The 25,241-nt window shown below is 76.6% G+C and carries 18 protein-coding genes; 7 read left to right on the plus strand and 11 right to left on the minus strand.

Features of this window, described 5'->3' with window-relative positions:
• Positions 1 to 75: 75 nt before the first annotated feature.
• A complete protein-coding gene (locus MUK52_RS01360) occupies positions 76 to 702 on the minus strand; it encodes a hypothetical protein (protein WP_114055657.1) in 627 nt (208 codons plus the stop codon).
• Positions 703 to 1,071: 369 nt separating this feature from the next.
• Here MUK52_RS01360 and MUK52_RS01365 point away from each other — a divergent pair, with 369 nt between their 5' ends.
• Positions 1,072 to 2,526: a serine/threonine-protein kinase gene (locus MUK52_RS01365; protein ID WP_284574241.1), complete on the plus strand. Its 1,455-nt coding sequence runs from the start codon at positions 1,072 to 1,074 to the stop codon at positions 2,524 to 2,526.
• A 10-nt stretch (positions 2,527 to 2,536) separates the two neighbouring features.
• On the opposite strand, the gene MUK52_RS01370 is transcribed toward MUK52_RS01365, so the two are convergent.
• Positions 2,537 to 3,487 carry a 5'-nucleotidase gene (locus tag MUK52_RS01370; RefSeq protein WP_284574242.1) on the minus strand — a complete coding sequence of 317 codons (951 nt, stop codon included), beginning with the start codon at positions 3,485 to 3,487 and terminating at the stop codon, positions 2,537 to 2,539.
• Between the two features lie 97 nt (positions 3,488 to 3,584).
• Here MUK52_RS01370 and MUK52_RS01375 point away from each other — a divergent pair, with 97 nt between their 5' ends.
• Together MUK52_RS01375 and MUK52_RS01380 are read left to right on the plus strand one after the other, a co-directional pair.
• Positions 3,585 to 4,376 (plus strand): ATP-grasp domain-containing protein, encoded by a 792-nt coding sequence (locus tag MUK52_RS01375; protein WP_284574243.1) that lies wholly within the window; start codon positions 3,585 to 3,587, stop codon positions 4,374 to 4,376.
• Between the two features lie 162 nt (positions 4,377 to 4,538).
• On the plus strand, positions 4,539 to 7,094 hold the full coding sequence (locus tag MUK52_RS01380) for a galactose oxidase family protein (RefSeq protein ID WP_284574245.1): 2,556 nt from the start codon (positions 4,539 to 4,541) through the stop codon (positions 7,092 to 7,094).
• A gap of 12 nt (positions 7,095 to 7,106) precedes the next feature.
• Here the strand turns inward: MUK52_RS01380 and MUK52_RS01385 are convergent, their stop codons facing one another.
• From MUK52_RS01385 to MUK52_RS01400, 4 genes are all read right to left on the minus strand, one after another.
• Positions 7,107 to 7,694 (minus strand): TetR/AcrR family transcriptional regulator, encoded by a 588-nt coding sequence (locus MUK52_RS01385; protein ID WP_114055651.1) that lies wholly within the window; start codon positions 7,692 to 7,694, stop codon positions 7,107 to 7,109.
• An 8-nt stretch (positions 7,695 to 7,702) separates the two neighbouring features.
• Positions 7,703 to 8,239, minus strand: coding sequence for a hypothetical protein (locus MUK52_RS01390; protein WP_114055650.1), 537 nt, complete (start codon positions 8,237 to 8,239; stop codon positions 7,703 to 7,705).
• Between the two features lie 63 nt (positions 8,240 to 8,302).
• Positions 8,303 to 9,007: a hypothetical protein gene (locus MUK52_RS01395; RefSeq protein WP_284574246.1), complete on the minus strand. Its 705-nt coding sequence runs from the start codon at positions 9,005 to 9,007 to the stop codon at positions 8,303 to 8,305.
• A gap of 88 nt (positions 9,008 to 9,095) precedes the next feature.
• Positions 9,096 to 10,250 (minus strand): MFS transporter, encoded by a 1,155-nt coding sequence (locus tag MUK52_RS01400; RefSeq protein WP_246042814.1) that lies wholly within the window; start codon positions 10,248 to 10,250, stop codon positions 9,096 to 9,098.
• Between the two features lie 340 nt (positions 10,251 to 10,590).
• Here MUK52_RS01400 and MUK52_RS01405 point away from each other — a divergent pair, with 340 nt between their 5' ends.
• The gene (locus MUK52_RS01405; RefSeq protein WP_114055648.1) at positions 10,591 to 10,884 is read left to right on the plus strand and encodes a hypothetical protein; all 294 of its coding nucleotides are present in this window, start codon (positions 10,591 to 10,593) and stop codon (positions 10,882 to 10,884) included.
• A 48-nt stretch (positions 10,885 to 10,932) separates the two neighbouring features.
• On the opposite strand, the gene MUK52_RS01410 is transcribed toward MUK52_RS01405, so the two are convergent.
• The 5 genes from MUK52_RS01410 to MUK52_RS01430 all read right to left on the minus strand — a co-directional run bounded on the left by MUK52_RS01410 (position 10,933) and on the right by MUK52_RS01430 (position 17,208).
• Positions 10,933 to 11,169 (minus strand): hypothetical protein, encoded by a 237-nt coding sequence (locus MUK52_RS01410; RefSeq protein WP_114055647.1) that lies wholly within the window; start codon positions 11,167 to 11,169, stop codon positions 10,933 to 10,935.
• A gap of 94 nt (positions 11,170 to 11,263) precedes the next feature.
• A complete protein-coding gene (locus MUK52_RS01415; RefSeq protein ID WP_114055646.1) occupies positions 11,264 to 11,623 on the minus strand; it encodes a peptidoglycan-binding domain-containing protein in 360 nt (119 codons plus the stop codon).
• Between the two features lie 192 nt (positions 11,624 to 11,815).
• On the minus strand, positions 11,816 to 12,043 hold the full coding sequence (locus tag MUK52_RS01420; RefSeq protein WP_284574247.1) for a helix-turn-helix domain-containing protein: 228 nt from the start codon (positions 12,041 to 12,043) through the stop codon (positions 11,816 to 11,818).
• Positions 12,043 to 12,540 carry a DUF2975 domain-containing protein gene (locus tag MUK52_RS01425; protein WP_114055644.1) on the minus strand — a complete coding sequence of 166 codons (498 nt, stop codon included), beginning with the start codon at positions 12,538 to 12,540 and terminating at the stop codon, positions 12,043 to 12,045. Before MUK52_RS01425 ends, MUK52_RS01420 begins: the two co-directional genes overlap by 1 nt.
• Positions 12,541 to 12,609: 69 nt before the next feature.
• Entirely contained in the window at positions 12,610 to 17,208 is a 4,599-nt protein-coding gene (locus MUK52_RS01430) for a hypothetical protein (protein WP_284574248.1), read from the minus strand.
• A 250-nt stretch (positions 17,209 to 17,458) separates the two neighbouring features.
• On the opposite strand from MUK52_RS01430, the gene MUK52_RS01435 reads away from it, so the two are divergent.
• From MUK52_RS01435 to MUK52_RS01445, 3 genes are all read left to right on the plus strand, one after another.
• Positions 17,459 to 17,851, plus strand: a complete 393-nt coding sequence (locus MUK52_RS01435; protein WP_114055642.1) for a peptidase inhibitor family I36 protein — start codon at positions 17,459 to 17,461, stop codon at positions 17,849 to 17,851.
• Between the two features lie 209 nt (positions 17,852 to 18,060).
• Positions 18,061 to 23,502, plus strand: a complete 5,442-nt coding sequence (locus MUK52_RS01440; protein ID WP_284574249.1) for an ATP-binding protein — start codon at positions 18,061 to 18,063, stop codon at positions 23,500 to 23,502.
• Positions 23,499 to 25,139: a hypothetical protein gene (locus tag MUK52_RS01445; RefSeq protein WP_284574250.1), complete on the plus strand. Its 1,641-nt coding sequence runs from the start codon at positions 23,499 to 23,501 to the stop codon at positions 25,137 to 25,139. The genes MUK52_RS01440 and MUK52_RS01445 overlap by 4 nt, the downstream gene beginning before the upstream one ends.
• Positions 25,140 to 25,241 lie beyond the last annotated feature (102 nt).

Genomic DNA, 25,241 nt, shown 5'->3' on the forward strand with positions numbered 1-25,241 from the left:
CGGAAGCCCCTTCCTGCGACAGCCCGTTCGCCCGGAGCGGAGGGCGACCGCGGCAGCGCGCAGGTGCGCCCCGCGCTACGGGCGCGGCGACAGGGGCGGATTCAGGGCTTCCGCGGGCCGCGCCTCGCTCCAGTAGATGTCGAGCATGGTGCGCAGCGGGACCTGCTCCTGCTCGGCGCCGACCGGCACGGTCAGCGCGTCCAGCATCCGCCAGAGCTCGTGGTCGATCGGCGCGGCGGCGGCGCCCTCCGTGGCGTGGGCCGCCTGGTGCCGGTGGACGGCGAGGGCGAGCCTGCGGAGCGTCTCGCGCTGCTCCTGCGCGACGCGGTGGTTGGCCGAGCGGTTCACCGAGCGCTGCACCTTGCCCAGTTCGGAGATGGCCCGCTGGATCATCTGGTGGAAGTTGGCGGCCCGCTTGCGCCAGCTCTCGTACTCGGCGCGGGTGGCGAACCACTCCCGCTTGCCCTCCTCGCCGCGGGCGAAGCACTGCGCCTGGAAGAGGTCGCGCTCCGCCTTGCGCTTGCGCAGCACGTTGCCGGTGCGCTGGTGGACGTTGGTGATGATGTCGTACGTGCGGCCCAGGTTGTCCGGGTGGGTGAGGGCCGCCCACACCTCGGGCCTGCGGGCCGGGGGGTGGGCGTTCGCCACGATCAGCTCCTCGTACTCCTTGTCCTCCAGATCGGCGATGTCTCGGGCGTCCATCAACGGGCCTCCAAGCCGGTGGCGGGCGGTGCACCCATGGTGACGGATTGTTCTGCTTCCGGTGGCGGAATGCCGGCAACAGCCCGGCCCCCGGGCTGCCGGGCCTGCGCGGACATGCAGAAGGCCCCGGTCTCCCTTGGGAGGCCGGGGCCTTGGCAGAGCGCTGGGCAGGCCTTGCACCTACATCTCCCCACAGGAAGTGGGGCGTCTTTCCTTGGACCACCAACGCAGATCCCGCCACCGCTGTCACGGCGCGGGCTCGACACCAACTCTACCGCACCGCAGGCGCTGTTCCGCACGTCCGGTGCGGGACTGCGGGGCGGCCTCCCTGGTGGCGGCGGTGTCGGCGCAGGCCCTCATACTGGGCGCATGGAACGGATCGGGGGGTACGGCGTCGAGCGCAGACTCGGCGAGGGCGGCATGGGGACGGTCTACCTGGCGCGTTCCCGCGGCGGCCGGCTGGTGGCGGTGAAGGTGGCCCGGCCGGAGCTCGCCGCGGACCCCGCCTTCCGGGAGCGCTTCCGGGCCGAGGTGGCCGCCGCCCGCCGGGTGGGCGGCTTCCACACCGCGCAGGTGGTCGACGCCGACGTCGACGGCGACCCGCCGTGGCTGGCGACCGCGTACGTGGCCGGGCCCACGCTGGCCGCCCGGCTCGCCGCCGGCGGGCCGATGGACGAGGCGGGGCTGCGCACCCTCGCGGCGGCGCTCGCCGAGGCGCTGGAGGCCATCCACGGCTGCGGCCTGGTCCACCGCGACCTCAAGCCGGGCAACATCGTGATGGCCGACGACGGGCCGCGCGTCCTCGACTTCGGGATCGCGCGCGCCCTGGAGTCCACCCGGATGACCGCGACGGGCACGGCCTTCGGCACACCGGGCTACCTGGCGCCCGAGCAGGCGCTGGGCCACGACGTCACCGGCGCGGCCGACGTGTTCGCGCTCGGGGCCGTGCTGGTCGCCTCGGCGGGCGGCAGCGCGTGGGGCGAGGGCACCCCGATGGGCCTGATGTACCGGTCGGTGCACGAGCCTCCGAACCTGGTCGCGGTGCCGGAGGGACTGCGTCCGGTGGTTGCCGCCTGCCTGGCGAAGGACCCGGCGGAACGGCCGGCGCCGTCGGCGCTGCTGGACCTGCTGACCGCCGACGGCGCGGTGGCACCCGCCGGCTCCCCCGCCCCCGGCTGGACTCCGACGGTGAGCGCGCCCGCGACGCCCCCGCCGGCGGCCGTACCGGCGGCCCTGGCGCCCCGGACGCCCCCGCCGCTGCCGGCGCAGGCTCCGGCCGCGCCGCACGCCCCGGCGGCGGGCGGCGCGCCGTCCACGCCGTACCCGCCGCAGCCGGTGCCGCCGCTCCCCCACGGCATGCCGCCGGTCCCGGCCGCAGCGCCGGCCGCCCCGGGGGCGGCGCCCCTCCTCGCGCCGGAGTTCGTGGTCGCCGACCGCAGGAACAGCGTGGTCTGCGACGGCTCGGGCGTGGTCTTCGAAGTGGAGGGCGTGGAGGCGGACTTCCTGTGGGACGAGCTCGCCGGGATCACCTACGGGCCGGGCCACCGCGGCAGCCACCTCGTCGTGACGGTCCGGCTGCACGACGGCACCTCGTACTCCTGCCAGGTCCACAACCGGCGCGCCGCCCGCATCCAGGAGTGGCTGGCGCAGCTGCACGCGGTCGTCTCGCACTACCTCGGGCCCCGGCTGGGCCCCGCGCCCGCACCGTACGGGACCGGCCCGGCCCCGTGGGGCAGCCCGGCGGCCGGCTCCGCCGGCTTCGGCAGCCCGCACTTCGGCTCCGGCTCCGCCGCCCCGGGCGGCTTCGGCCCGCCGCCGCGCTAGGAACGGCTGCTCAGGCCTGGGGGAGTTCGTTGACGGCGCCGAAGGGTACGTGGACGCTCGGGGTGCCGGCGGCCGTGCCGCTGAGGTGGGTGACCTGGTCGTCGAAGAAGATGTGCGGGCGGAGGGCGGCGATGACGCCCGACTTGTCGACCCCGCCGAGGAAGAACGCCTCGTTCACCCGCACCCCCCAGTCCTTCAGGCTGCGGACCGCCCGCTCGTGCGTGGGCGCGTTCCGCGCCGTGACCAGGGAGACGTGGACGCGCGGCCGGTAGCCGGCGTCGGTGCGCCGGACCTCCTCCTCGCGCTGCTGGATGCGGTTGACGCCGGCGAGGAAGTTGCGGAGCGGGCCGGGGTCGAGCGGGGTGGCGGCGTTGCTCACCTCGTGGGCGCGGAAGCCGTCGAGGCCGCCGGCGCGGAAGACGCGCTCGGAGCTGTCGTCGGCGAGGACCCCGTCGAAGTCGAACGCGATGCGCAGCTCGGGGTCGTCGGCCGCGTCTGCCCTGTCCCCGCCGGCCGAGGCGAGGACGTGTCCGGCGGGCAGGCCTGCGGCGACCGCGTCGCGGACGTCCTGCCCGTTGGCGGAGAGGAACAGCGACATGTTCAGGGCCGGCATGAAGGGGTGGGCGGGGCGGCCCTGCCGGAAGACGGCGCGGGTGATCGGCAGGCCGTGCGCCTGGACGGAGCGCATGACGCGCAGCCCGGTGTCCGGGTCGTTGCGGGAGAGGACGATGACCTCGACGAGGGGGTCCTCGGGGCTGTCCGCCAGGTCGTTGAGGGCGAGGAGGCGGCGGACGAAGGGGAAGGCGACGCCCTTGCCGAGGGTCCGGTCGAGGTGTTCCTCCTGGTGCCTGCGGTAGGCCTCCTCGCCGTCCTGCCGGAAGACCGCGTCGGACTCGGCCAGGTCGAACAGGGCGCTGGAGGCGATCCCGACCACCAGGCGCCGGGACAGGTCGTACTTCATGACGCCCCTTTCGCACGTGCGTGCCAGTCTCGCAGGTGCCGGCGGCGGGGCGAAAACCGCGGGCGGGTGTCCCGTGCGGGTCCGTAGGCTCGGCTGCGTGGACAACCGAACCGATCCTGCCCGGCCCCGCCCGGCCCTCGTCCTGCCGGCGCCCCGCACCTCGACCGGGGAACTCCTCGGCCGGGCCGCGGCGTGGCGCGGCTTCGATGTCCTCGCACGCCCTGAGCGGCCGCCCTCGGGGGGTCCGGCGCACTGGTACGGCGGCCCCCGCGCGGCCGACCGGGTCGCCGCGGGGCTGGGCCTCGCGCTGCTGGAGCCGGCGGACGGCTGGTTGGCCGGGCTGCCGTACGGGCTGCTGCGGCGGCGGGTCCGGCTGACGACGCTCGCGGAGGCCCGCGCGCTGCCCGGGCCGTGCTTCGTCAAGCCGCCGTCGGAGAAGACCGAGGCGCTGCCTGCGGCGGTGTACGGGCCCGGGGGCGGTGCCCGCCTGCCGGGGCCGGAGGTCCTGGACGGGGCGACGCCCGTGCTCGTCTGCTCGGTCGTGGAGTTCGCCGCCGAGTACCGGCTGTTCTTCCTCGACGGGGAGGTGGTCGCGGGCAGCCGGTACGCCGTGTACGGGCGCCTCGACCCGGCGGCGCTGGACGCGGGGGCCCGCGCGTTCGGCCGGGAGGTGCTGGCGGCCGCGGCGGACGGGCTGCCGAGCGCGGTGTGCGTGGACGTGGGCCGTCTCGCGGACGGCACGTGGGCGGTGGTGGAGGCCAACATGCCCTGGTTCGCGCACTGCTACGCGGCCGAGCCGGAGCGGGTGCTGGACGTGGTGCTGCGTGCGGCCGGACCGCTGGAGCGCGTACGCGGCCGGGACGTGCGGTTCCTGCGTGGCGCGGCGTGACTGCGCGGGCGTGCGGGACGGCTGGGGCGACACAGCGGTCGGCGCGGGCCCCCGCCCGGCCGAGCCGCGCGGTTTCTCGCCAACCCTCCCGGTTCCGGGGCCCGTTGCGGGGAGGCTGACCTATGTTCTGGGGCGTATGCCGGTCCGCCCCAGGAGGTCTGATTGCCATCCGGACGCACCCGTGCCCTCGACCGGTTGCGCGCGCTGCGCCGGTCCTCCCTGCTCATCGCCTTCGCCCTCGGCTCTCTGCTGGTGGGGCTGACGCCCCTGTTCGGCGTGGCCAGTCCGGCGCCCGGGGCGCCCGGGCCCCGGCCCGCGCCGGTGCCGTTCGAGCAGCAGAAGGCGATGCAGGCCCCGCACCACCCCGTGGTTCCGGCGAACGCCCTGGAGCCGTCGGCGCCCGTCCTCGACCGGAGCGGGTGGACGGCCGCGGCGAGCGACGAGGAGACCACCGGGGAGAACGGCCGCGCGGCCAACGTCCTCGACGGCAGCGCCGCGACGATCTGGCACAGCAAGTGGTCCGGCACCCCCGTCCCGCTGCCCCACAGCATCACCCTCGACATGCACCGCACGGCGGTGGTCTCCGCGGTCGTCTACCAGCCGCGCAGCGACGGGGGCAACGGGCGCGTCGGCGAATACGCCGTCAGCCTCAGCACGGACGGACGGAACTGGGACAGCCCGGTCGCCACCGGGACCCTCGCGGACGACGGCAGCACGAAGACGCTGGGCTTCGCCCCGCAGGGCACCCGCTTCGTCCGGCTGACGGCGCTCACCGAGGCGGGCGGCCGCGGCCCCTGGACGTCGGCGGCCGAGGTCAACCTGCTCGGCGACCCCGGCACCCCTGCCGCCACCGTCGACCTGCCGCGCACCGGGTGGACGGCCGCGGCGAGCGACGAGGAGACCACCGGGGAGAACGGCCGCGCGGCCAACGTCCTGGACGGGGAGGCCTCGACGATCTGGCACAGCAAGTGGTCCGGCACCCCCTCCCCGCTGCCCCACAGCATCACCCTCGACATGCACCGCACGGCGGAGGTCTCCGCGCTCGTCTACCAGCCGCGCCAGGACTACGGCAACGGCCGGGCCGGCGCCTACACCGTGACCACCAGCACCGACGGCAGCTCCTTCGGCGCGCCGGTGGCCTCCGGAACGTGGCGGGACGACGACACCGTCAAGACGGCCACCTTCACCCGCACCGCGAGCGCCCGCTTCGTGCGCCTGACCGTGACGAGCGAGGCCGGGGTGCGGGGGCCGTGGACATCCGCGGCGGAGATCCGCCTGAGCGGTCCCGCGAACCCGGCCGCGCACGGTTCCTGGGGCCGGATCACCGGCTTCCCGCTCGTCCCGGTGGCCACGGCCGCGCTGCCCGGCGACAAGCTGCTGGCCTGGTCGGCGTACGCGGTGGACCGCTTCGGCGGGAGCAACGGCTACACGCAGACGGCGATCCTGGACCTGAAGACGGGCAGGGTCACCCAGCGCCGCATCGACAACACCGGCCACGACATGTTCTGCCCGGGCATAGCGATGCTCGGAGACGGCCGGGTCCTGGTCACCGGCGGCAGCAACGCGGAGAAGGCGAGCATCTACGACCCGGCGACGGACGAGTGGTCGGCGACCACCGACATGAACATCGCCCGCGGCTACCAGGCCATGACCCTGCTGTCCACGGGTGAGGCGTTCGTGCTGGGCGGCTCCTGGAGCGGGGGCGGCGGCGACAGGGCGGGCGAGGTGTGGTCCCCCGACACCCGTACGTGGCGCAGGCTGCCGGGGGTGCCGGCGACGGCGGCGCTGACGGCGGACCCGGCGGGCCCGTACCGCGCGGACAACCACATGTGGCTGCACGCCACGTCCGGCGGGCGGGTGCTCCAGCTGGGTCCGAGCCGGCAGATGAACTGGATCTCGACCGCGGGGAGCGGGAGCCTGGCCCCGGCCGGCAGCCGGGCCGACAGCCCGGACGCGATGAACGGCAACGCCGTCGCCTACGACGTCGGCAAGCTGCTCACGCTGGGTGGGGCGACCGCATACGAGAACGTTCCGGCGACCCGGCGGGCGTACACGGTGGGCTTCGACGGCAGCGGCCGGGTGGAGGCGGCCCGCACCGGCGACATGGGCCACGCCCGCGCGTTCGGCAACAGTGTGGTCCTGCCGGACGGGAAGGTCGCGGTGTTCGGCGGGCAGGCCCGCCCGGTGCCGTTCAGCGACGCGACGTCCGTGCTGACGCCCGAGCTGTGGGATCCGGCGACCGGGACGTTCACGCCGCTGGCCTCGATGGCGGTCCCGCGCAACTACCACAGCGTGGCGAACCTGCTGCCCGACGGGCGGGTGTTCTCGGGCGGCGGCGGGCTGTGCGGCGAGTGCGCGACGAACCACGCCGACGGCGCGGTGTTCACGCCGCCGTACCTGCTGAACGCGGACGGGACGCCGAAGGCGCGCCCGGTGATCACCGGCGGGGTGCCCGCGCGGGTCCCGGCGGGGGCGTCGCTCACGGTGGCCACGGAGGGCTCGGTGGCGTCGTTCGTCCTGATGCGGGCGGCGGCCGCGACGCACTCCACGGACAACGACCAGCGGCGGGTGCCGCTGGTGTCGGCGCCCGCGGGGGCGGGCTCGCACACGGTGTCCGTGCCGGCCGACAAGGGTGTCGTCCTGCCGGGCACCTACCTGCTGTTCGCCCTCGACGCGCAGGGCGTCCCGAGCACGGCGAAGTTCGTGACGGTCCACTGAACCGCCGGCGGGTCACGGGCGGGGGGCGGTCCACAGGCGGGTGAGGAGGGTGCGCAGTGTTTCGGCGGTGCGCGAGGCGGGGAGCGACGGGCGCGCCAGCGCCCAGGCGTCGGCCGCGTCGAGAAGGGCGCGGGTCGCGGCCGTGAGGAGTTCACGGTCGGCCAGGGGGTCGATCAGGCCGATGCGCAGGCCGTTCTCCACGAGCCGGGCGGTCCAGCCGCCGTCGTCTCCGGCGCCGTCGTCTCCGGCGCTGCCGGCGGCGGCGAGTACGGCGCGGTCGTCGGGGTGGTCGCGCAGGTGGGCCGAGAGGCGGGCCGTGCCGTCGGTGAGCTGCTCCCAGAAGCGCCGTTCGGTTGCGGCGTCCTCCCAGGGGCCGAGGGCAGCCAGGGCGCGGGCGGCGGTGTCGGCGGCGACGGCGGCGAACAGGTCGTCCTTGCCGTCGAAGTAGTGGTAGGCCGAGGTCTTGGAGATGCCGGCCTCGGCGATGATCCGGTTGAAGGACGCCGCGTCCTTGCCGTCGCGGGCGAAGTGGCTGCGGGCGACGGCGAGGACGGCGGCCCGGGTCTCCGGGGGAAGCCGGTCGAAGCGGGGCAGGGGCACGGTTCACCTCACGGGGTGCGGGGTTGCAGGACGGCGGGGCGGCCGGCGGCGAGTCGGCGGTTGAGACGCGCGGTGACCGCCCAGTGCGCGGCCCACAGCAGCAGGGCCGCGGCGGCGCCGGCGCGGCCGGCGGCGCCGGGCAGGAGCGAGACGATCTGGAATCCGCACCAGGCGTACCCGAGGGCCTTCCAGCGCCGTACGGCCGCCGGCGCGGTGCGGCCGTCGGAGGCCAGGGACGCGGCGACGGCGCGGACGATGAAGAAGTCCTCGGTGAAGTTGTAGGGGATGGCGAACATCCACCACACGGACCGCGGCGCGGCCGTCCGGGCGTCCGGGGGGACCAGGTGCAGGGTGCGCTGCAGGGACCTGCAGTACAGGGCGACCAGTCCGAAGAACACCGCGACCGCGGCGACGGCTCCGGGCAGTCCCGGCGCCGCGACCTCGCCGAGGACGCCGCTGCCCCACTGGGGCGCCCACAGGGGGTACGTCAGCAGGACGGACACCAGGACCGTGCCGGAGGTCTTCACGGCTGCAGTGGCTCTCACACCAGGGAGTGTACTGGCAGTACACCCCACCGGTACACCCCCTGCGGGATCATTCCGCCGCCGTCAGGAGACGGCGTACCACTGGCTGCCCCAGCCCGTGTTGATGGTGCTGGTGGACTGCTGCGCCAGGTCCACCTTGGCCGGGAGCGAGGTCTGCCCCGTCAGGATCGTGCTGTAGCGCAGGTTCGGCGGGGTGAGTCCGGCGTTGACGGAGATGCCGGCGCCGGTGGCCTTGAGCGTGAGGGCGTTGGTGGCCCAGGTGCCGTTGAGGAGCAGGGCGATGAAGTAGGTGCCGGGGGCGGCGGTGAAGGGCTTCGCCAGCGGCAGCGGCTTGGCGATCGGGTCCGTCATCAGCTGCGGCGAGATGTCCGCGGTGGCCGCGCGCAGGGTGCCGGAGGCGTCGTACACGCCGAGGTAGCAGTCGGCCAGTCTGGCCTGCGGGTCGATCCCGGCGAGCCCCAGCCAGATGTTCGACCAGGTGATCTCCTCGTGGAGGACGAGCCGGACGAGGGTGACGCGGCCGCCGACGCCGCCCGTGGTCTGGGCCGTGACGTGGCCGGCGTCGTTCGGGTCGCCGGTCCAGGCGAGCAGGTTCTGGTCCTGCGGCAGCGGTTCCTGTACGGCGCGCGGCCCCGGGGAGGCGGGCGGCGCGGCGGTGGCCGCCGCCGAGGCGCCGGGCCGGTCGTCGCCGGGTTCGGCGGTGCACGCCGTGAGGACGAAGAGGGCGGTGAGCGCGGCGCAGAGGCCGGCGAGGCTACGGGTGTGCATGGTCTCCCCTGGGTTCGGACGACCGAGTGTACGAACCGGCCGGCGGACCCGAACCACCGTCCCCCCGCGCCTGCTTCGGGCAGGGCGCTCACCCCGTCCGGACGGGCCTGCGCAGCAGGTAGGCGGCGGCCGCCGCGACCAGGGCGCCCATGCAGGCGAGGAACACCAGGCCCGCGTTCTCCAGTCCGAGCGGCCCCGCCATGACGCCGACGCCGACGACCGGGACGGAGATGCCGGCGTACGCCACCACGAACAGCGAGGAGATGACCGCGGCGCGCCGGTCCGGCGGGGAGGCCCCGGCCACCGCCGACAGCGCCCCGCGGAACGACAGGCCCTGCCCGGCCCCGCCGACGAGCGCGCTCAGCACCACCAGGGCGAGGAGGTCCTGCCACAGGGCGGCGGCGAGCAGGGCCAGCCCGGCGAGGAGGGTGGCGCAGCCGAGCGGCAGCGAGCGCCGGACGCCGAGCCGGCCTGCGGCCAACTGCCCGGCGGTGGAGGCGAAGAACGCGAGGGCGACGACGAGGCCGCTGACGGCCCGGTCGTGGACGTCGAGGGACTGGGCCATGAAGGCGGGGCTGACGGACGTGAACACCCCGAACAGGGCGAAGCCCACGAACGCGGCGGTCGCGGCGGGCGCGAACACCGCACGGACCTGCGCGGGCACCCCGGGCCGCTGCGGCCGCACCGCCGACGGCGGCCTGCGCTCCCGTACGGTCTCCGGCAGGGCCCGCAGCACGCCCGCGGACGCGGCGAGCAGGACCAGGTGCACCGCGAACGGCAGGTGCAGCGGCCAGGGCGCGTACTCGGAGAGGAGGCCTGCGAGCAGCGGGCCGCAGCCGAGGCCTCCCATGTTGGCGGCCGTCGCGACGAAGGTGGCGCGGGAGGAGCCGCCCGGCGGGGCCAGTTCCAGGACGTAGGCGGTGGCGGCGCCGGTGAACAGGCCGGCGGACAGCCCGGACAGCAGGCGGCCCGCGTACAGCCAGGGCATGGCGGTGGCGCAGAGGAAGCAGACGGCGCTTGCGGCGGCAAGCGCGAGCCCGGTGAGCAGGACGGGCTTCCTGCCGACGGTGTCCGAGGCGTTGCCGGCGAGGAGGAGCACGCCGATGACGCCGACGGCGTACACGGCGAACACGACCGTGGTGATCAGCTCGTCGAAGCCGAACTCCTCCTGGTAGAGGCCGTAGAGAGGGGTGGGCAGAGTGGTGCCGGCCATGCAGACGGCGAACACCGCTCCGGCGAGCAGGCAGGGCCGCCACCCGCGGCCCCCGCCCGGGGCGGCGGCGCGGGCGGCGGGCTCGGGTCCGGGGGAGCCGGCCGGGCGGGCGGGCGTCACGGCTCGGTGCGGGGGCGGGGTCGGCAGGGGCGCATGGCGGCAACCATTCCCGCGGCGGGCCGGGCGTTCACGCAGGCGCACCGGGCCGGTCGCCCCCGGCCATCCTCCCGCCCGCCCACCGGCGGACGCGCCGGGCGGGCAGGGCGGGCAGGGCGGGCAACGGCGGCGGTGTCACACGAACGGGCGAAGACGTGACGAATCTCCGGTGTGGGGCGGGCGCCGCGCCGCACGGCCGGGTAGGACCGACCGCATGGTGAAGATCGAAGCGAACTGGCTGAGCCGGGCCTTCCTGTCGCTGCGGCGCGGGGCCTCGGCGGAGGCGCGGGAGGCCGCCCTGGAACTGCGCCCGTACACGGAGCGGCCCGGTCAGCGGGTGCCGGTCCCCGGCCCCACCCTGTTGCGGGCCGGGCTCGCACTGCAGGACGAGGCCCGCAGGGCCGCCGTCCCGCACCGGCGGGACAGCCTGCGGCAGGAGGCCGACGTGCTGATCGGCGCCCAGCAGCGCACGGAGCCGCCGCCCCGCGGGGCGGCCCCTGCGGGCTGACACCGGGCCCTGTGCCTGCGCGGGCCCCGGGGGTGGGCCCGGCCGTGGTCAGTGGAGCGTCCAGGTGTACTTGCCGCCGCCCACCCAGCGGACGGTGTCGGGGTCGTCCAGGTCGTGGATGGTCAGGCCGGCGGACGCGGCGGTCAGGAGGACGTCGGTCATGGAGGTGGCCGTGCCGACCACCTCGCCGTCGACCTCGACGATGCGGAACGGCGGATCGCCCGGCTGCACCCCGAGCACGACGATGCGCGGGGCGGAGATGTGGGGGCTGGTGCTCTCGGTCATACGGAACGGGTTCCACGCCGCCCCGCGGGCCAATCGGGGGATGCCGCTCCGTTCACCCGATCCCCCGCGCGGCCCGCGGACCGGCGCGGACCTGTCAGCGCGGGTAGGGGTCGTAGCAGTCGGGGACCGGGTCGTAGAGGACGGCCCAGGTCCTGGCGCCGATGACGCCGTCCCGCGGGAGGCCGTGGCAGCCCTGGATCCACTTGACCTTGTCGAGGGTCTTGGCGCCGAAGATCCCGTCGACGGCCAGCTTCGGCACCCCGCCCCAGATGTTGGAGAGGCACTGCGCCTGTTTCACGGACGCCCCCGTGCTGCCCTGCTTCAGGACCGGCCGGTGACTCGTCGAGGTGTACGTGCACCCGCCGGGCGCGGCGCTCGCGGAGGGTGCACCCGCGCCGAGCACTGCGGCGGCCAGGGCGGCGGCGGTGAGGAGGGAGGCGGTCCGGCGTTTCATGGCGGTTCCTCTCGGTAGACCCCCAGCCCGGCGGTGGCACTGGGTGACAGGACCGTGACTCTACGGAGCTGCGGTCCGCCTGTCGACACCGCGGGGGCGAACTCCGGCCACCGCGCCCGGGTCGAGGCCCACCGGAAGGTGCACCGTACCCATTGTCGGGGCCGGCCGCCCGCCCGCGACCGGAGGCCGGCGTCAGCCCTCCGCGGGGCCGTCGCCGCTGGGCTCCCAGCGCAGCAGGTCGCCGGGCTGGCAGTCGAGGGCCTCGCAGAGCGCGGCCAGCGTCGCGAACCGGACGGCCTTGGCGCGCCCGTTCTTCAGCACCGCCAGGTTGGCGGGGGTGATGCCCACGCGCTCGGCGAGCTCGCCGACGGACATCTTCCGCCTGGCCAGCATCACGTCGATGTCGACGGTGATGGGCATCAGATCACCTCGTCCAGTTCGGCCTGCATGCGCGCCGCCTCGACGTCCCGCGCCACGGCCTGGCGGAGCAGCGTCCGCAGGACGAGCACCGTCAGGGCGACGCCGAGGGCGGCGAGGGACACCCCGCAGATGAGCAGCACGATGCCCGGCGGCACGGCTTCTCCGGGTGCGAAGAGGACGGCGAGGGCGAAGACGAGGGCGGCGGCCGCGACGACCGCACCGATGATGACGTCCACGTACCGGAACGCCGCGTGGGAGAAGACCGTGCCGCGGCGGACCATCGTCAGCAGCCGCCACACGCAGACCAGCACGACCTCGACCGCAGCGACACCGAGGACGGTGATCACGATGCAGGGGACGCGCAGGTGGGAGAGGTCGCCCCCGCCGCCGTCCATGTCGGCCGCCAGCAGGGGCACCATCACGCCCTGTACGAACAGGCAGCCCGCCAGCAGCATCGCGAGCACGCAGCGCAGCGCGAGCACCATCAGCCTTCCCATCACCACTCCTTCGATCGACTCACGATGGGAATCTATCGATTTTCGATAGATGCAGCAAGAGGCTGCCCGTCACGACCCAGGGCGGGACGCCTCCCAGGCCCGGGCGAACAGCTCGTGCGGCGGCAGCGGCGCCAGCAGCCGCAGGTACGGGCTGTGGAGCCCCTTGCCGTACACGTGCGCCAGGTGCGGCCCGGTCTTCGCCGTCTCCAGCGGCAGATGGGGCGCCTTCAGGTCGGTCCACTCCCCCGGGGCGAAGACGGAGCGCCCGGCGCGCGCCCGGGAGCCGGCGACGACCGCGCCGGCGGCCACGAGTTCGGCCTGGGCCGCCTTGTGCCGGCCGGCCGTCCAGCCGTTCCAGCGCCGGATGTTGCGGTCGGTGGGCCGGGCCAGGGCCAGCAGCTGGAGGTACAGCGCGGCCGCGTCCGCTCCGGTGCCCAGGGTGCGGGCCGCATCCGCGACCAGGTCCGGCGCACTCCGCGCCGGGTCGTTCTCGCAGCCTCCGGCCGGAACCGGGGTGGCCGCGGCGCGGGCGGCGATGCGGGCCAGGCCGTCGAGCTCGTCCCGCAGCTCCAGCAGGCGTCCGCGCAGGTGGTCCAGGCGCAGGTCCGTGCAGAGCCGGGCCGCCCGCCCGACGCGCTCCGGGTCGGCGAGCACCGCCGTCCGCACGAACACCGCGCCGGCCCCCGTCTCGACGACGAACAGGCCGTCGTCGAGGACCCGCGGCGCCTCCACGCCCTCGTCCAGCGGCTGCGGGCAGGGCAGCAGCGGACCCTCGTACGGGGCGAAACCGGGCGCACCGGCGAGTGCCGGAGCCGGCGGGTAGAGGACGGGCACCAGCGTGCCGGGGTCGTCGAGGACCGCCCGGAGCCTGCCGTACAGGCGCAGGGCGCCCGCGGCCGCCGGGTCGCCGACGGGCCGCTCGGTGAGCGCCCACACGACGGCGGTGGCGGCGGCGGTGTGGGCGGCCGCGGTGCCCGACACCCAGTCGCCCGGGGTTCCGTCCTCCCGCAGCAGGTGGAGCCGGACCCGGCCCGAGGGCTGGACGGCGAGGGCGAAGCCGTGCTCCCCGAAGGCGCCGGCGGCCCGGCCGGCCGGGAGGGCGCGCGCCCAGCCGCCGCCGAGGCCGGCCTCCGTCTCCAGCGCCTCGGCCAGCTCCTCGTCGGCGTACTCCGCGGCACCGAGCAGCGCCGCCCACACCTCGGCCATCCGCAGGGCGGCCGCGGCCATGCCGCCGGGCTCCCACAGCTCCGCCGGGTCGTCCGGGAGGCCCGCGGCGAGGAGGGCTCGCCGGCCGTCCTCGCCGAGCCGGTGGACGAGGCCGTCGTACTCGTGGACCAGCGGCCCGGTCAGCCGGTACGGCGTCTTGCGGAGCAGGGCGCGGTGGTCGTCGTGCCGCTCGCGGGCGGGCAGCCCGGCCAGCGCGAGCAGGCCGATGCTCCGGCGGGCGCCGGTGCGCCGGCAGAACGCCTCGACGGCCTCCTCGGGCACGGCCAGCGGCCCCCGCTCGGCGAGGAGCGCGAGGAGCCGCGGCAGCCGCCGCGCGTCGTCCGCGGCCTCGACGGTGCGGCACTCCTCGGCGCCGGCCGGGGCGGGGTCGGCGGCGGGCTGGAGGAAGGGGACGAGTCCGCGGCGGGGCACACCGGAGGCGAGGGTTCCGCCCGCGGCCCGGCAGGCTTCGACTGCGTCCTCGCGGGCGCGGCCGGTGCGCCAGGCGGTGCCCGGCTCGGCGAAGGGCTGCCGGCTCCAGACCTCCAGGAGCGCGGCGAGCGCGGCGCGCTCCTCCGGGTCGGTGTGCGCGACGGCGGCCCGCCAGGCAGCGGCGCCGATGGCGCCGACGAGGACGGCCCATTCGGCGGGCTGTGCGGGCGGGGCCAGGCGCCGGGTCTCGTCGTCGATCTCGCCGCGCAGATGGCGGCCGTCGGCGGCGACCGCGGTCAGCAGCGCGGGATGCGCCGCCGGTACGGGCGCCCCGTACCCGCGGATCTCGGGCAGGAGGCCGCGCAGGGCCGGCTGGAGGACGGTGTCGGGGACCGGCGAGGGCAGGTCGGCGACGGGCCCGGACCGCATGAGGGCCACGCGGCGGGAGAGTTCCCGGCGGCGGCGCAGCACGTCGGCGGCGAGCCGGGCCGCGCGGGCGACGCCGTCGGCGATGCGCGGCTCGGCGATCCCGGGCAGGGCGGGGCGCGCGTCGCCGCGCAGGGCCGCGTCGAGGAGGGCGCGTACGGCGGCGGCGTCCGCGGTCCGCAGGGCCTTGGAGGCGGCCTCGTCGCGCGGGGCGAGGAAGTGCCAGAACGCGGGCGGCGGGACGGGGCCCGCCTCCTCGCCGAGGGTGGGGGCGGTCCTGGCGGCCCGGGAGTCGGAGCCGGGGGCGCCGGGGAAGCCGCGGACCTGCCACAGCAGGGAGTTGTCGGCGGCGGAGTGGCAGCGTACGGCGGTCTCGTCGACCAGGACGGCGTCCTCGCCGCCCGCGGGCAGGGCGAGGATGCCCCACGGGTGGCGGCCCCAGGTACGGGTGCGGTAGTCGGCCCGGCGGCCGTCGGCGGACTCCAGGCGGAACTCGCGGGGCGAGTGGCCGCTCCAGGGGACACGGTGCAGGACGCGGCAGCCGGCGAGCCGGCCGTCCTGTCCGAGCGGGGAGGCCGGCGCCCCCTCGGGGAGCGCGGCCAGGGTCCGGAGGTCCTCGGAGTCCTTCCAGCCGTCGGGGGCCTCGCCTGCGCCGCCGATGCCCGGGGAGGGGCCGTCGCCGCTGCGCCCGCCGGTGTGCGGGTCGACGGGGGCGCGGCGGCGGTCCGCGCGGAAGACGGGCGCGCTCCACAGCCGCTGCCCGTCGCCGAGCATCAGGTCGTGGCCTCCGATGCCCTCGCGGCCGCCGGGGCGCAGGACGCGCTCGCCGTCGTGGCGGCCGGTGCCGTCGGCGGTTTCGAAGTGGTAGCCGAGCCCGCCGTGGATGAAGCCGCCGTACGGGCTCAGCCGGGACCGGTGCTGCGGGGTGAAGACCTCCTCGGGGCGGGAGGCCCAGAAGGCGTGCCCGCCGCCGGCTGTGCGCTCGTCGGTGCTCCAGGCGACGAGGAAGTCGCCGCCGACGTGGTGCACGGAGTGGGAGAGGGCGCCTGCGGGGAGCCGGAACGTGCAGGAGGCGCGCTCGCCCGCGTGGTCGACGGCCACGGCGCGGGTGGCGCCGTACACGGTCAGTACGGGCCAGGTGCTGGTCACCTGGACGGTTTCGCCGGGCGGGAAGCCTGCCACGGCTGCGTCGAGGGCGGGCCAGCCGAGCTCCTCGGGCAGTCCGGCGTGCAGGGCGCGGGCCAGCGGGCCCGTCAGGTCGATGCCGGCGAGGGCTTCCTCGATGCCGTCGAGAGCGGTGGCGGTCGGGCGGTCGAGGAGCTCCCGCAGCTCGTTCACGGCCTCGTCGGCGGCGGCCAGGCCGCCGCCGCGCAGGGCGCCGAGGAGGCCCTCGATGCGGTGGTGCACCTCGGCGGCGATGCCCGGGTTCTCCGGGAGCCGGGTGATGGCCGTGCCGGCGCCGCGCAGCCCGGCGTGCACGGTGCCCTCCAGCCGGGGGCCGAAGACCGGGTCGGCGGCGAGCGAGGTGAGGTCCCGCCGCGAGCGGTCGCCCCAGAACTCCAGGCGGACGGCCGGGCCGGGGTCCTCGACGGGGATGCCCTCGGCGAGGCAGGCGTCGAGCAGGTCGGCGTCGATGCCCGGGTGGCGGTAGCGGTCCTCGTGCAGCCGCACCGGTGCGCCGGCGGCCTTCAGCCGGGGTGCGCACAGGGCGACGATCTCCAGCAGCTCGGCGGGCATCGGCTGGCGCATGACGCCGCCGCCGGCGACCTTGCGGTGGCCGTAGGTGCGGGCGTACCGGCGCAGCCAGTCGGCGAGCCCGCCGTCGGGCACGGCCCGGCCGGCTGCCGCGGCCGCGGCGGCGCCCGAGTCCAGCAGGAGGCGCAGCCAGGCGGCGGCGTCGGCGCGGGACTCGGGGAACAGGTCGAGGAGGGGAGCGTGCAGCCCGTCGGCCGGAGGGTGTGCGGCCAGGAGTTTCGCGAGGGCGAGGAGCAGCCGGTCGGGGACGGCCCGGCCGCGCGCGGCGGCGACGAGCGGGCCGAGGATCCGGGCGTCCTCGTCGGTGCCCGCCCCGGCGGCGCGCGCCGATGCGCGCACCCGCGCGGCCAGGTCGGCCGGCAGGTCCGCGGACGCCGCGGGCCAGGCGGCGAGGACCCGTACGAACTCCCCGTGCGCGGCGGCGGGCTCCAGGAGGCCGGCCAGCCACGGCTGGTGCCCGCTCAGGTCGGCGGCGGCCAGGGCGCCGTGGCGGGCGTGGAGCAGCACGTTGGCGCGGTGCCGGTCCGGGTCCGCGGGCAGCCGGTGCGCGTGCTCGGCCTTGCGGGCGAGGGTGTGGGCGCGGGCGGCGCTGCGGGGGTGGACGGGGATCAGCCGGTGCGCCACCGTCTCCCAGAACCAGGGCAGATGGGGCGGGGGCAGTCGGCGGGCCTGCCGCTGCATCGTGTCGAGGAAGGCTCCGGGCTTCGTGTGCGCCGCCCGGGCGCCGGCGCACAGGGTGTCGAACAGGGCGCGGGCGGCAGGCTCCGCGCCGGGGTCGTGCGCCTGCACCCAGTCCGGGTAGACCTGTGACGTGCTCGGATCGGACGGCAGCGGGATCGGGAGGCTCATGCGGCGATCCTGCCAGCCGGTACCGACAGGCCTCGCGGGGTGGTCGCCGTGCCCGGCGGTGCGCGGGGGTGCGCCGGGTGTGCGCCGTGGTGTGCGCTGGGGTGCGCAGGGGTGTGCCGGCCACGTTCGGGTGACGCAGCGTATCCACCGGCAACGCAGCGCGATCCCGGCGGTACGTTGATCTTGGCCCCGGCGCGCCGCCCGGCGCAGGCCCGGGCACCCCTGACCCCCTTTCTCCTTGGAGTACTTGATGCTGCGCCGTGCTGCCCTGTTCGCTGCGACCGCCCTCGTCGCGCTGCTGCCCTCCTCCCCCGCCGCGGCCGCCCCGGCCGGGTCCGCGGTGCCCGCCGCCGCACACGTGACCACCTTCGAAGGCTCGAACTGCCCCCGGGACAGCCTCTGCCTGTACCGCGACTACGAGTTCACGGGCGGCGGCATCGCGCTGCGCGCCGGGGACGCCGCCCCGTGGCTCGGCGACCTCCGGTTCAACGACCTGATGTCGTCCTGGTCGAACGACAGCGGGGTGGTGTGCCACTGGACGTCTGACGCGTACGGGGGCGGCGACGCGCACGTCATGCACGACGGCTACCGCGTCAACGTCCTGCCCTGGGAGAACGACACCGCCTCCGCCGTGTACTGCTGACGCCAAGTCCCGGGAGAATCCCGGGAATCCGCTTACGCCGGACCGCGCCTCTGGCAAGATCCGTGCATGCACACCGAAAGCGACCGGCCGGGCGCCTGGTCAGCGCAGAGCGCTGCCCGCAGGAGGCGTCGAGTGGTGTTACCGGATGGCCTGATCACATCCCTTTCGAGGCAGGGTGCGCGGCCGCGCACCGGGATCGGGGTGACCCCGTGAACAGGAGCCTCGACGCAGGGCGGATCGAGGAGATCGAGGCGGCCGGGCGGTCGCTGCGGGAGCGGTCGGCGGCCCTGGCCGACGCATTCGAGGCGGCGGCCGGGGCGGTACGGGCCGGCAGGCCCGGGCCGGCCCCGCTCGCCGGGGAGTACGCGGCCCGCGAGTCCGAGCGGTCCCGCCTGGCGGCACGGCTCGCGGCGGCGGGCCGCACCTGGGGCCCCGAAGCGGGCTTCGCCGAACTGGACGTCCTGTTGGTCGAGTTGACGGCCGAGGCGCATGCGGCCGCGCAGCGGGAACAGGAGTTGCAGAGCCTGAGGCAGACCCGCGCGGGCCTGCGGACCCTGCTGGACGGCACCGCCGCGGACGCCCCGCACCGGGAGCCCCTCGAACAGTCCCTGGCCATGCTGGACCAGCAGATCGCCGACCTGGAACGCCTGCTCCACCCCTCCAAGCCGACGGAACCGGCGCCTGGCGCCGGCGACCACGCCACCGGCCAGGACTCCGCCGCGCAGCCGCCCGCGGGACCGGCGCCCGCCGCCGGGCACGGCACCGCCCAGGCGGAGCCGGCGCCCGCGCAGCTCCCCGTCAGCGCAGGCACCCGATCCGGGCCTGCGGACCACACCCCGTCCGGCTCCCACCGCGCGGAGGGCCCGAGCGCCGTGCCCACCGCCGCCCGGGCCACCGTCCCGGCACAGCCGGTCGCCGCACACGACGCCGGCGGCGGAGTCACGGCCGGATCCCCGTCTGCCGGGACCGCCTCCCGCCCCGTGAGCGACGCGGACGCCCAACCCGCCGCCCCGGCGGCCCTCCCCGAACCCGCGCAGGCCGCCGCCGCAGCCGCGGCCGGGGCGGCGCCGACGGACCGCATCCCGACGGGCTCCCCGCGCACGGGTGCCGGACACACCGCTGAGGACGCCCCCGCCTCGGCCCACACGGCACCCCTGCCGGACACCGGCGCCGGAGCCGCCACCGGTGGCGCGCTGCCGAAGGGTGGCGGCGTACCGCGGCCCGCTCCCGGGCCCGACGCCGCCGGGCCCGGGAGCGGCCGGCCGCCGGGCGGCGCCGGCGACCGCGCCCCCGCAGCCGCCGAGGCCGCGCCGCGCCCCGGTTCCTGGGAGGCGCCCGACGGCAGCGAGTCGCCCGTCGCGCGGCTCGTCCGCGAGGGCCGCTTCGCGGAGGCCTACTGGCTGACCGTCGGCTCTGCGGAGCCCGCGCACCGCAGCGAGTGCCTCGCGTTCGCCGCAGCCGCGTTCTCCTGCGGCGACGAGGAGGAGGCGGTCGCCGTGATGACCGGCTTCGACCCGGACCTGGAGGCGCTGGACGCCGACCGGCCCGCCCTCGTCCTGGCGGCGGCCGCCTCACTGCGGGCCGGACTCCTCGCCGGCTGGCCCAACGACCTCCTCATCCAGACGGAGCTCACCTCCGCCCTGCCCGGCAACTGGGGCAAGCTGCTGGAGCGGACCGTCGACGCCGTCCGCCGCTACCAGCGCCTCGACCTCGGTGCGACCCGCCTGGCCGGCGACTCCGAGCCCGCGCTCAGCCGGGCCCGGCTCGCCGCCGAGGCGGCGGAACTCCTCGACGCGCTGCCCCGCCAGCGCATCGGCTACCCCCGCGCCACGCAGGTGCGGTCCCGGCTGATCGGCTCCGAGCAGCCCCTCGGCCGAGCCCTCGCCGCGATCAGCGTCTGGGCGGAGGGCACGTCCGGTCCGGCCGAACTCGACGCGATCTGGGAGCTGTTCCGCAAGCGCGGCTCCGCGGAGCGGATGATCGAGGAGGCGGACGCCGCGATCCGCACCCCCAAGCAGGCCAAGGAGCCGATCGAGGCGGCCGCGAAGCGGGCCCTGCTGCGCACCATCGAGCAGGTCTGCGACCTGCTCTCCCGGGCCAGGGCGCTCGCGGCCCCGGCGGTGGACGAGCGGTCGGACTCCGTCACCGCCCTGCGCCACGCCCTGGACCAGGTGCGGGAGGCGGACGCCCCGCCCGGCGTCGAGGGCGCCGCGGTACTGCGCCTGCGCAGCTGGCTGCTCGGCGACGACCGCTCCCCCTCGGGCGCCGTGCCCGTACGCGACCCCGACGGCGACCGGACGGCCGGGCCGCCCGGCGCGCAGGCGCTGCTGGCCGCGCCCGACCTGCCCCGCGCCGCCGACGGCACCCCGCTGCCCGCGGAAGCCGGGTTCCGCGAGGCCGTCCTGGCCCTGCTGGAGCCGGCGGACGCCCGTACCGTCCTCGCCCGGTACTGCGAGCGCGGCGACCTGCACCTCGCGGACGCGCTCGTCGCCGCCCTCGAACAGGACCTCGTACCGGCCATCCCCGCCGGGCTCGACGCCGTGCCCGGCGACTGGCGGCAGCGGCGCGACGCCGAGTGGTCGCGCTGGAGCGCCGCGCACCGCAGGGCGCACGGCGCGGCGGGCACCCTGCTCGCCGAGCTGCGCACGCAGCAGCTCAACCTCCAGGTCGAGCGGGAGCTCGTCGGACGCCTGGAGCGGCTGAAGGCGCCGACACCCGAGGGGGCGTTCGGCCATGCCGCGGCCGGCATCCGGATCCTGGAGTCCGAGATCCGCACGCAGGTCGACGAGTACGTGCGGCGGCTCCGCGAGGCGCTCGCGCTGCTCGACCCGTCCGCGCAGGACAGGCGCCGGGTCACCTCGCTCCTCGACAACCGGGACACGGTGACCGCGGAGGAGTGCCTGTCGCTGCTGCGCGAGGGCAAACCGCTCCCCGACTGGAGCGCCACCGACTCGGGCGCCGAGCTGGAGCGGTTCACCGCGGGCATCGAGCTGGCCGGCGTCCGCAAGGCGTCCGGCTCGCAGGGCTACTCGGCGCGCCCGTGGGCGGAGTTCTACCTGGCGGGGCAGCCGCTGACCGAAGGCGCGCGCAGCGGCCTGGAGTCCTGGGACGCGCTGTGCCGGCCCGCGACCCGCGGCTCGGAGTGGCAGCGGCACGTGCCGTCCGTGCTGCGGGTCATCGGCCTGGAATGCCAGGCGACCCCGGTCCGCGACCACCAGCACGAGGTGCGCGGCGTGCTCCGGCTCACCGCGCGGGCGCACGCCAGCGAGACCGTTCCGGGATATGTGGCCGCGCTCGGGTCGGCGGCGTCCTCGTACACGATCCTGGTCGTCTCCGACGAGCAGCGCGGCCGCAGCCCGCTCGAACTCCTCGACAGCTCCGACTCCGGCGCCTGCCTGATCATCTACCTGTACCCGCTGGGGCTCGCGGGGCGCCGCGAGATGGCGGCTCGGGCCCGGACGGCCGCCTCGCAGAGGGCGCTCGTCATCGACCCTGCCGTCTTCGGCTGGGTCGCGGCCCGCTCGCCGCGCTCGTTCCGGGCGGCGCAGCGGGTGACGCTGCCGTGGACCGCGTACAACCCGTACACGCCGTTCGTGGCCGGGCTCGTCCCGCCGGAGGTGTTCTACGGCCGGCAGGAGGAGATCGCGACGGTCACCGACCGGTTCGGCGCGCTCTTCCTGTACGGGGGGCGGCAGTTGGGCAAGTCGGCGCTGCTGCGCAAGGTTCAGGCGTCGTTCCCCGGGACGCCGGACCGCAAGGCGATCTACGTCGACCTCAAGGCCCGCGGTGTCGGCGAGGCGGAGCCGGCCGAGCGGATCTGGCCGGTGCTGGAGGAGGAGCTCAAGCGGGTCGGCGTGCTGCGCGCCGACCGGGCCGCCCACCTGGCGCCGGACGCGGTGCTGGCCCGGGTGGAGCGGTGGCTGGAGGAGAACGCGGACCGCCGGGTGCTGGTCCTCGCGGACGAGGCCGACGCGTTCCTTACGGCGGACTCGAAGGCGGTGCGCGGGCGGGGCGGGGAGGCGACGTTCGCGAACGTGCTGCGGCTGAAGGGGCTGATGGACCGCACCGACCGGCGGTTCAAGATCGTGTTCGCGGGTCTGCACCAGGTGCAGCGGTTCCGGCACCTGTCGAACGTGCCGCTGACGCACGGCGGCCCGGACGTGCTGATCAGCACGTTGAAGCCGACCGAGGCGCAGCGGCTGGTGGTGGAGCCGATGGCGGCGTTCGGGTACCGGTTCGAGCGGCCGGAGCTGGTGTGGCGGGTGCTCGCGGCGACGAACTACCAGGCGTGCCTGGTGCAGATCTTCTGCGAGCGGCTGGTCGCCGCCCTGCGCGGCAAGTCCCTCGCGTCGGCGCAGTGGCCCATCACGGTCACCGACGAGGACGTGCGCGCCGTGACGGGCTCGGCGCAGGTGCACCGGCACATCGCCGAGCGCCTGCGGATCACCATCAACCTGGAGGACCGCTACCGGGTGCTGGCGCTGGTCATCGCCCTGCGCAGCCAGGAGGACGGCTTCCAGGGCGGGTACGACGCCGACGATCTGCTGAGCGCGGCGAAGAGGCACTGGAAGGTGGGGTTCGGCTCGCTGACGGCGAGCGACGTGCGGATCTACCTGGACGAGATGGTGGGTCTCGGCCTGCTCATCCAGCTGGCCGACCCGCGCCTGTACGCGGTCCGCAGCCCGAACGTGGTGAACATGCTCGGCACCCGCGAGGACCTGGAACTGGAGCTTCGGCAGACGGAGTTCGACCTGCCGTACGACTACAACCCGCGGTTCTCCCGGCGGTTCGTCGGCCATGACCGGGAGGGCATCGCCCGCTACAGCCCGCTGACGGAGCACCAGCTGAGCCTGGTGACGGCGCCGGGCGTGGCGGCGGTCTGCCTGACCGAGGCGCACGGCCCGGCGCTCGTCGAGGCGGCCGTGGAGTCGTACGCGAACGCGCGCGAGCTGGCCGTCCGCAGGGCCGGCCCGGACACGCTGGCGGAGGCGATCGCGCAGGACGGCGGGGCCGGCAGCCCGAGCGTGTTCCTCGTCGACCTGCGCGGCCGGCCGGCCGCCGAGGCGGCCGTGTGCGCGGAGGCGCTGCACGCGCACACCACCCCGGGGAAGGGGCTGCCGCACCGGGCGGCGGTGCTGCTGGTGGACCCGGACGTCCCCGTCCGGCAGAACACGTTCGTCGCCGCGGTGGTGCACCCGGAGCGGTGGAACGCGGACAGTCTGCGGGCCTGGCCCGAATGCCCCTTCGACACCCCGGACAAGCGGCGCCGCGTCATCGAGCTCACCGGCGGCTGGCCGAACCTGCTGGAGCGGACGGTGCACCGCATCGCCCGGGAGGGCTCGACGCTGGAGGCGGCGCTGGAGGACGCCCGCGGCTTCACCGGGCAGGCCGGCTTCGCGCGCAGCCACCTGGCGCGCGTCGGCCTGGACGACGGGGTGGTGGCGGTGCTGGCCGAGTGGGCGGCGTACGTGGAGCCGGGCGAGGGCTGTACGTACGCCGACATCGCCTCGGTGACGGGCCTGACGCTCGGGCAGGTCGATGCGCTGGTGCGCCGGCTGTCGGACACCGGCGTCCTGGACGACGGGCCGGACGGCTGCTCGCTGGACCGGATCACCTTCCGCGCCCTGCAGGCCGCGGCGGACCCGTCGTGAGGCGTGGCTCCTCCGCGGTGTCCGCCGCCTCCCTGCCGGGGGTGCGGCTGTGGACGGGCCGGGTGCTGGAGGACCTGCGGGCGGGCCGCAGCTGCCTGTGCCTGCTGCCGCGGACTCCGGCGGGCGGCGCCGATGCGGCAGCGGTGCTGGACGAGCTCCTGCACGAGCTGGGCGACTTCGTCCTCCTGCCGGCCCCGGGCCCGGCGGACGCGGCCGCCCCGCGCGGGGCGGGGCTGCCCGGGCCTCCGGCCGCGGCGGCCCCGCCGCCGGGCGGCCCGTGGACGGACACCGCTCCCGTCCTGGACTACGACGACGGCCTGTCCGCCTTCGGCGTCGGCCCCCGGGGCGGCGGGCCGGTCCCTTCCGATGCCGCGTCGGCCGCGGGCCGGGATACACCGGCCGCACACGGCCCGGCGGGGGGCGGGGAGCCCGGACCCTCCGCGGCGGGGCGGGCCCCGGAGCGGGGGCGGCCGACGGCCCACGACCTGGCCGACCGGGTCCTGAAGGAGCTGGGCGCCGCCGCGCCCGGCGCCGACAGCGGCCCGGCGGCGGGCGTGGACGGGCTGCTGCACCGGCTGACGGACGGCTCCGGCGCCGCCTCGCGGGTGGTCGTGGTCCGGGGCTGGCACGAGCCCGTGCCGGCGGCAGCGGCGGAGCTGCTGCGGCGGCTGGCGGCGGCGGTGAAGGCGGCGGGCCTGCCGCCCGAGCGGCGGCCCCGCCTGCTCGTCCTGGCCGGGCCGTCGGGGCTCGCGGCGGAGCTGCCGGAGCAGGTCGCCCGCGACGACGTCGCCGTCCACTGGTGGTGGGGCGTCCACGGACGGCTGGACACGGCGACCGTCGTCGCGATGGCCCGGCCGCCCGCCGCGGGGCGGGCCGCCCGGCACCAGCTGCTGGAGGCGGTGGCGCAGGCCACGGTGGTGGAGGTGTGCGGCCCGTTCCTGGACCTCGCGGAGCGGCTGGCCGCGGAGTGGGACGGCAGCCCTGACACGCTGCCGCCGCAGCTGCGCCGCCTCCTGTGCGACGAAGGCCTCCTGCCCGGCGTCCCGGATCCGGACGACGGCCGGACGGTGCCCGCGCCGCGGGGGCCCGCACCGGGCGCGGCGCTCCCGGCACCGGCCGGCGCCCTGCGCGAGGACTGGGACCGGGGCCTGGCCGACCGCTGGGACGGCCGTCTGCGGCACTGGCCGGGCGCGGCGGCCCGCCGGGATCCGCGTACGCAGGAGACGGGAGCGCCGGTGTGGGACTGGGAGTGGGAGCACGGCGTGCGCACCCGGATATGGCTTGCGCAGAACACCGCGCTGCTGCCGCTGCTCGACGAGGCGCGGGAGGCCTTCACGGAGGTCATCCGCAGCCGCTCGCGCCTGCCGCTGCCGGATCTGGCCGCCCGGTACGGCCCCCGCCGCGACGGCGTGCCCGGCCCGCGCCCCGGCACGGCCGCCGCCCCCGGGTCGGCAGCGGCCCTGGCCGGGATGGAGCTGGGCGACATGTGGCGGGCCCACATCCAGGGGGACGCCCGCCTGAGCCAGCCCGAGGCGGACCGCCTGAGAACCCTGTGGCGCTCCCGCAACAGCCTCTCCCACCGCGAGGCCCTGGACAGCCCGCGCCTGGAAGGCCTGGCGGACCACCTCACCCGCTGACTCCCCCTGCCGCAGCCGGCGGGCGGGCCAGGTCACAGGGGGTGGGGCTTATGTTCCGGGTGCTCCCTATGTCACCCTTGCGGGCGAACCGGGCCACCCCAC

Origin of the sequence: Streptomyces sp. 2P-4 (assembly GCF_030167965.1) — a bacterium.
GTDB lineage: Bacteria > Actinomycetota > Actinomycetes > Streptomycetales > Streptomycetaceae > Streptomyces > Streptomyces globosus_A.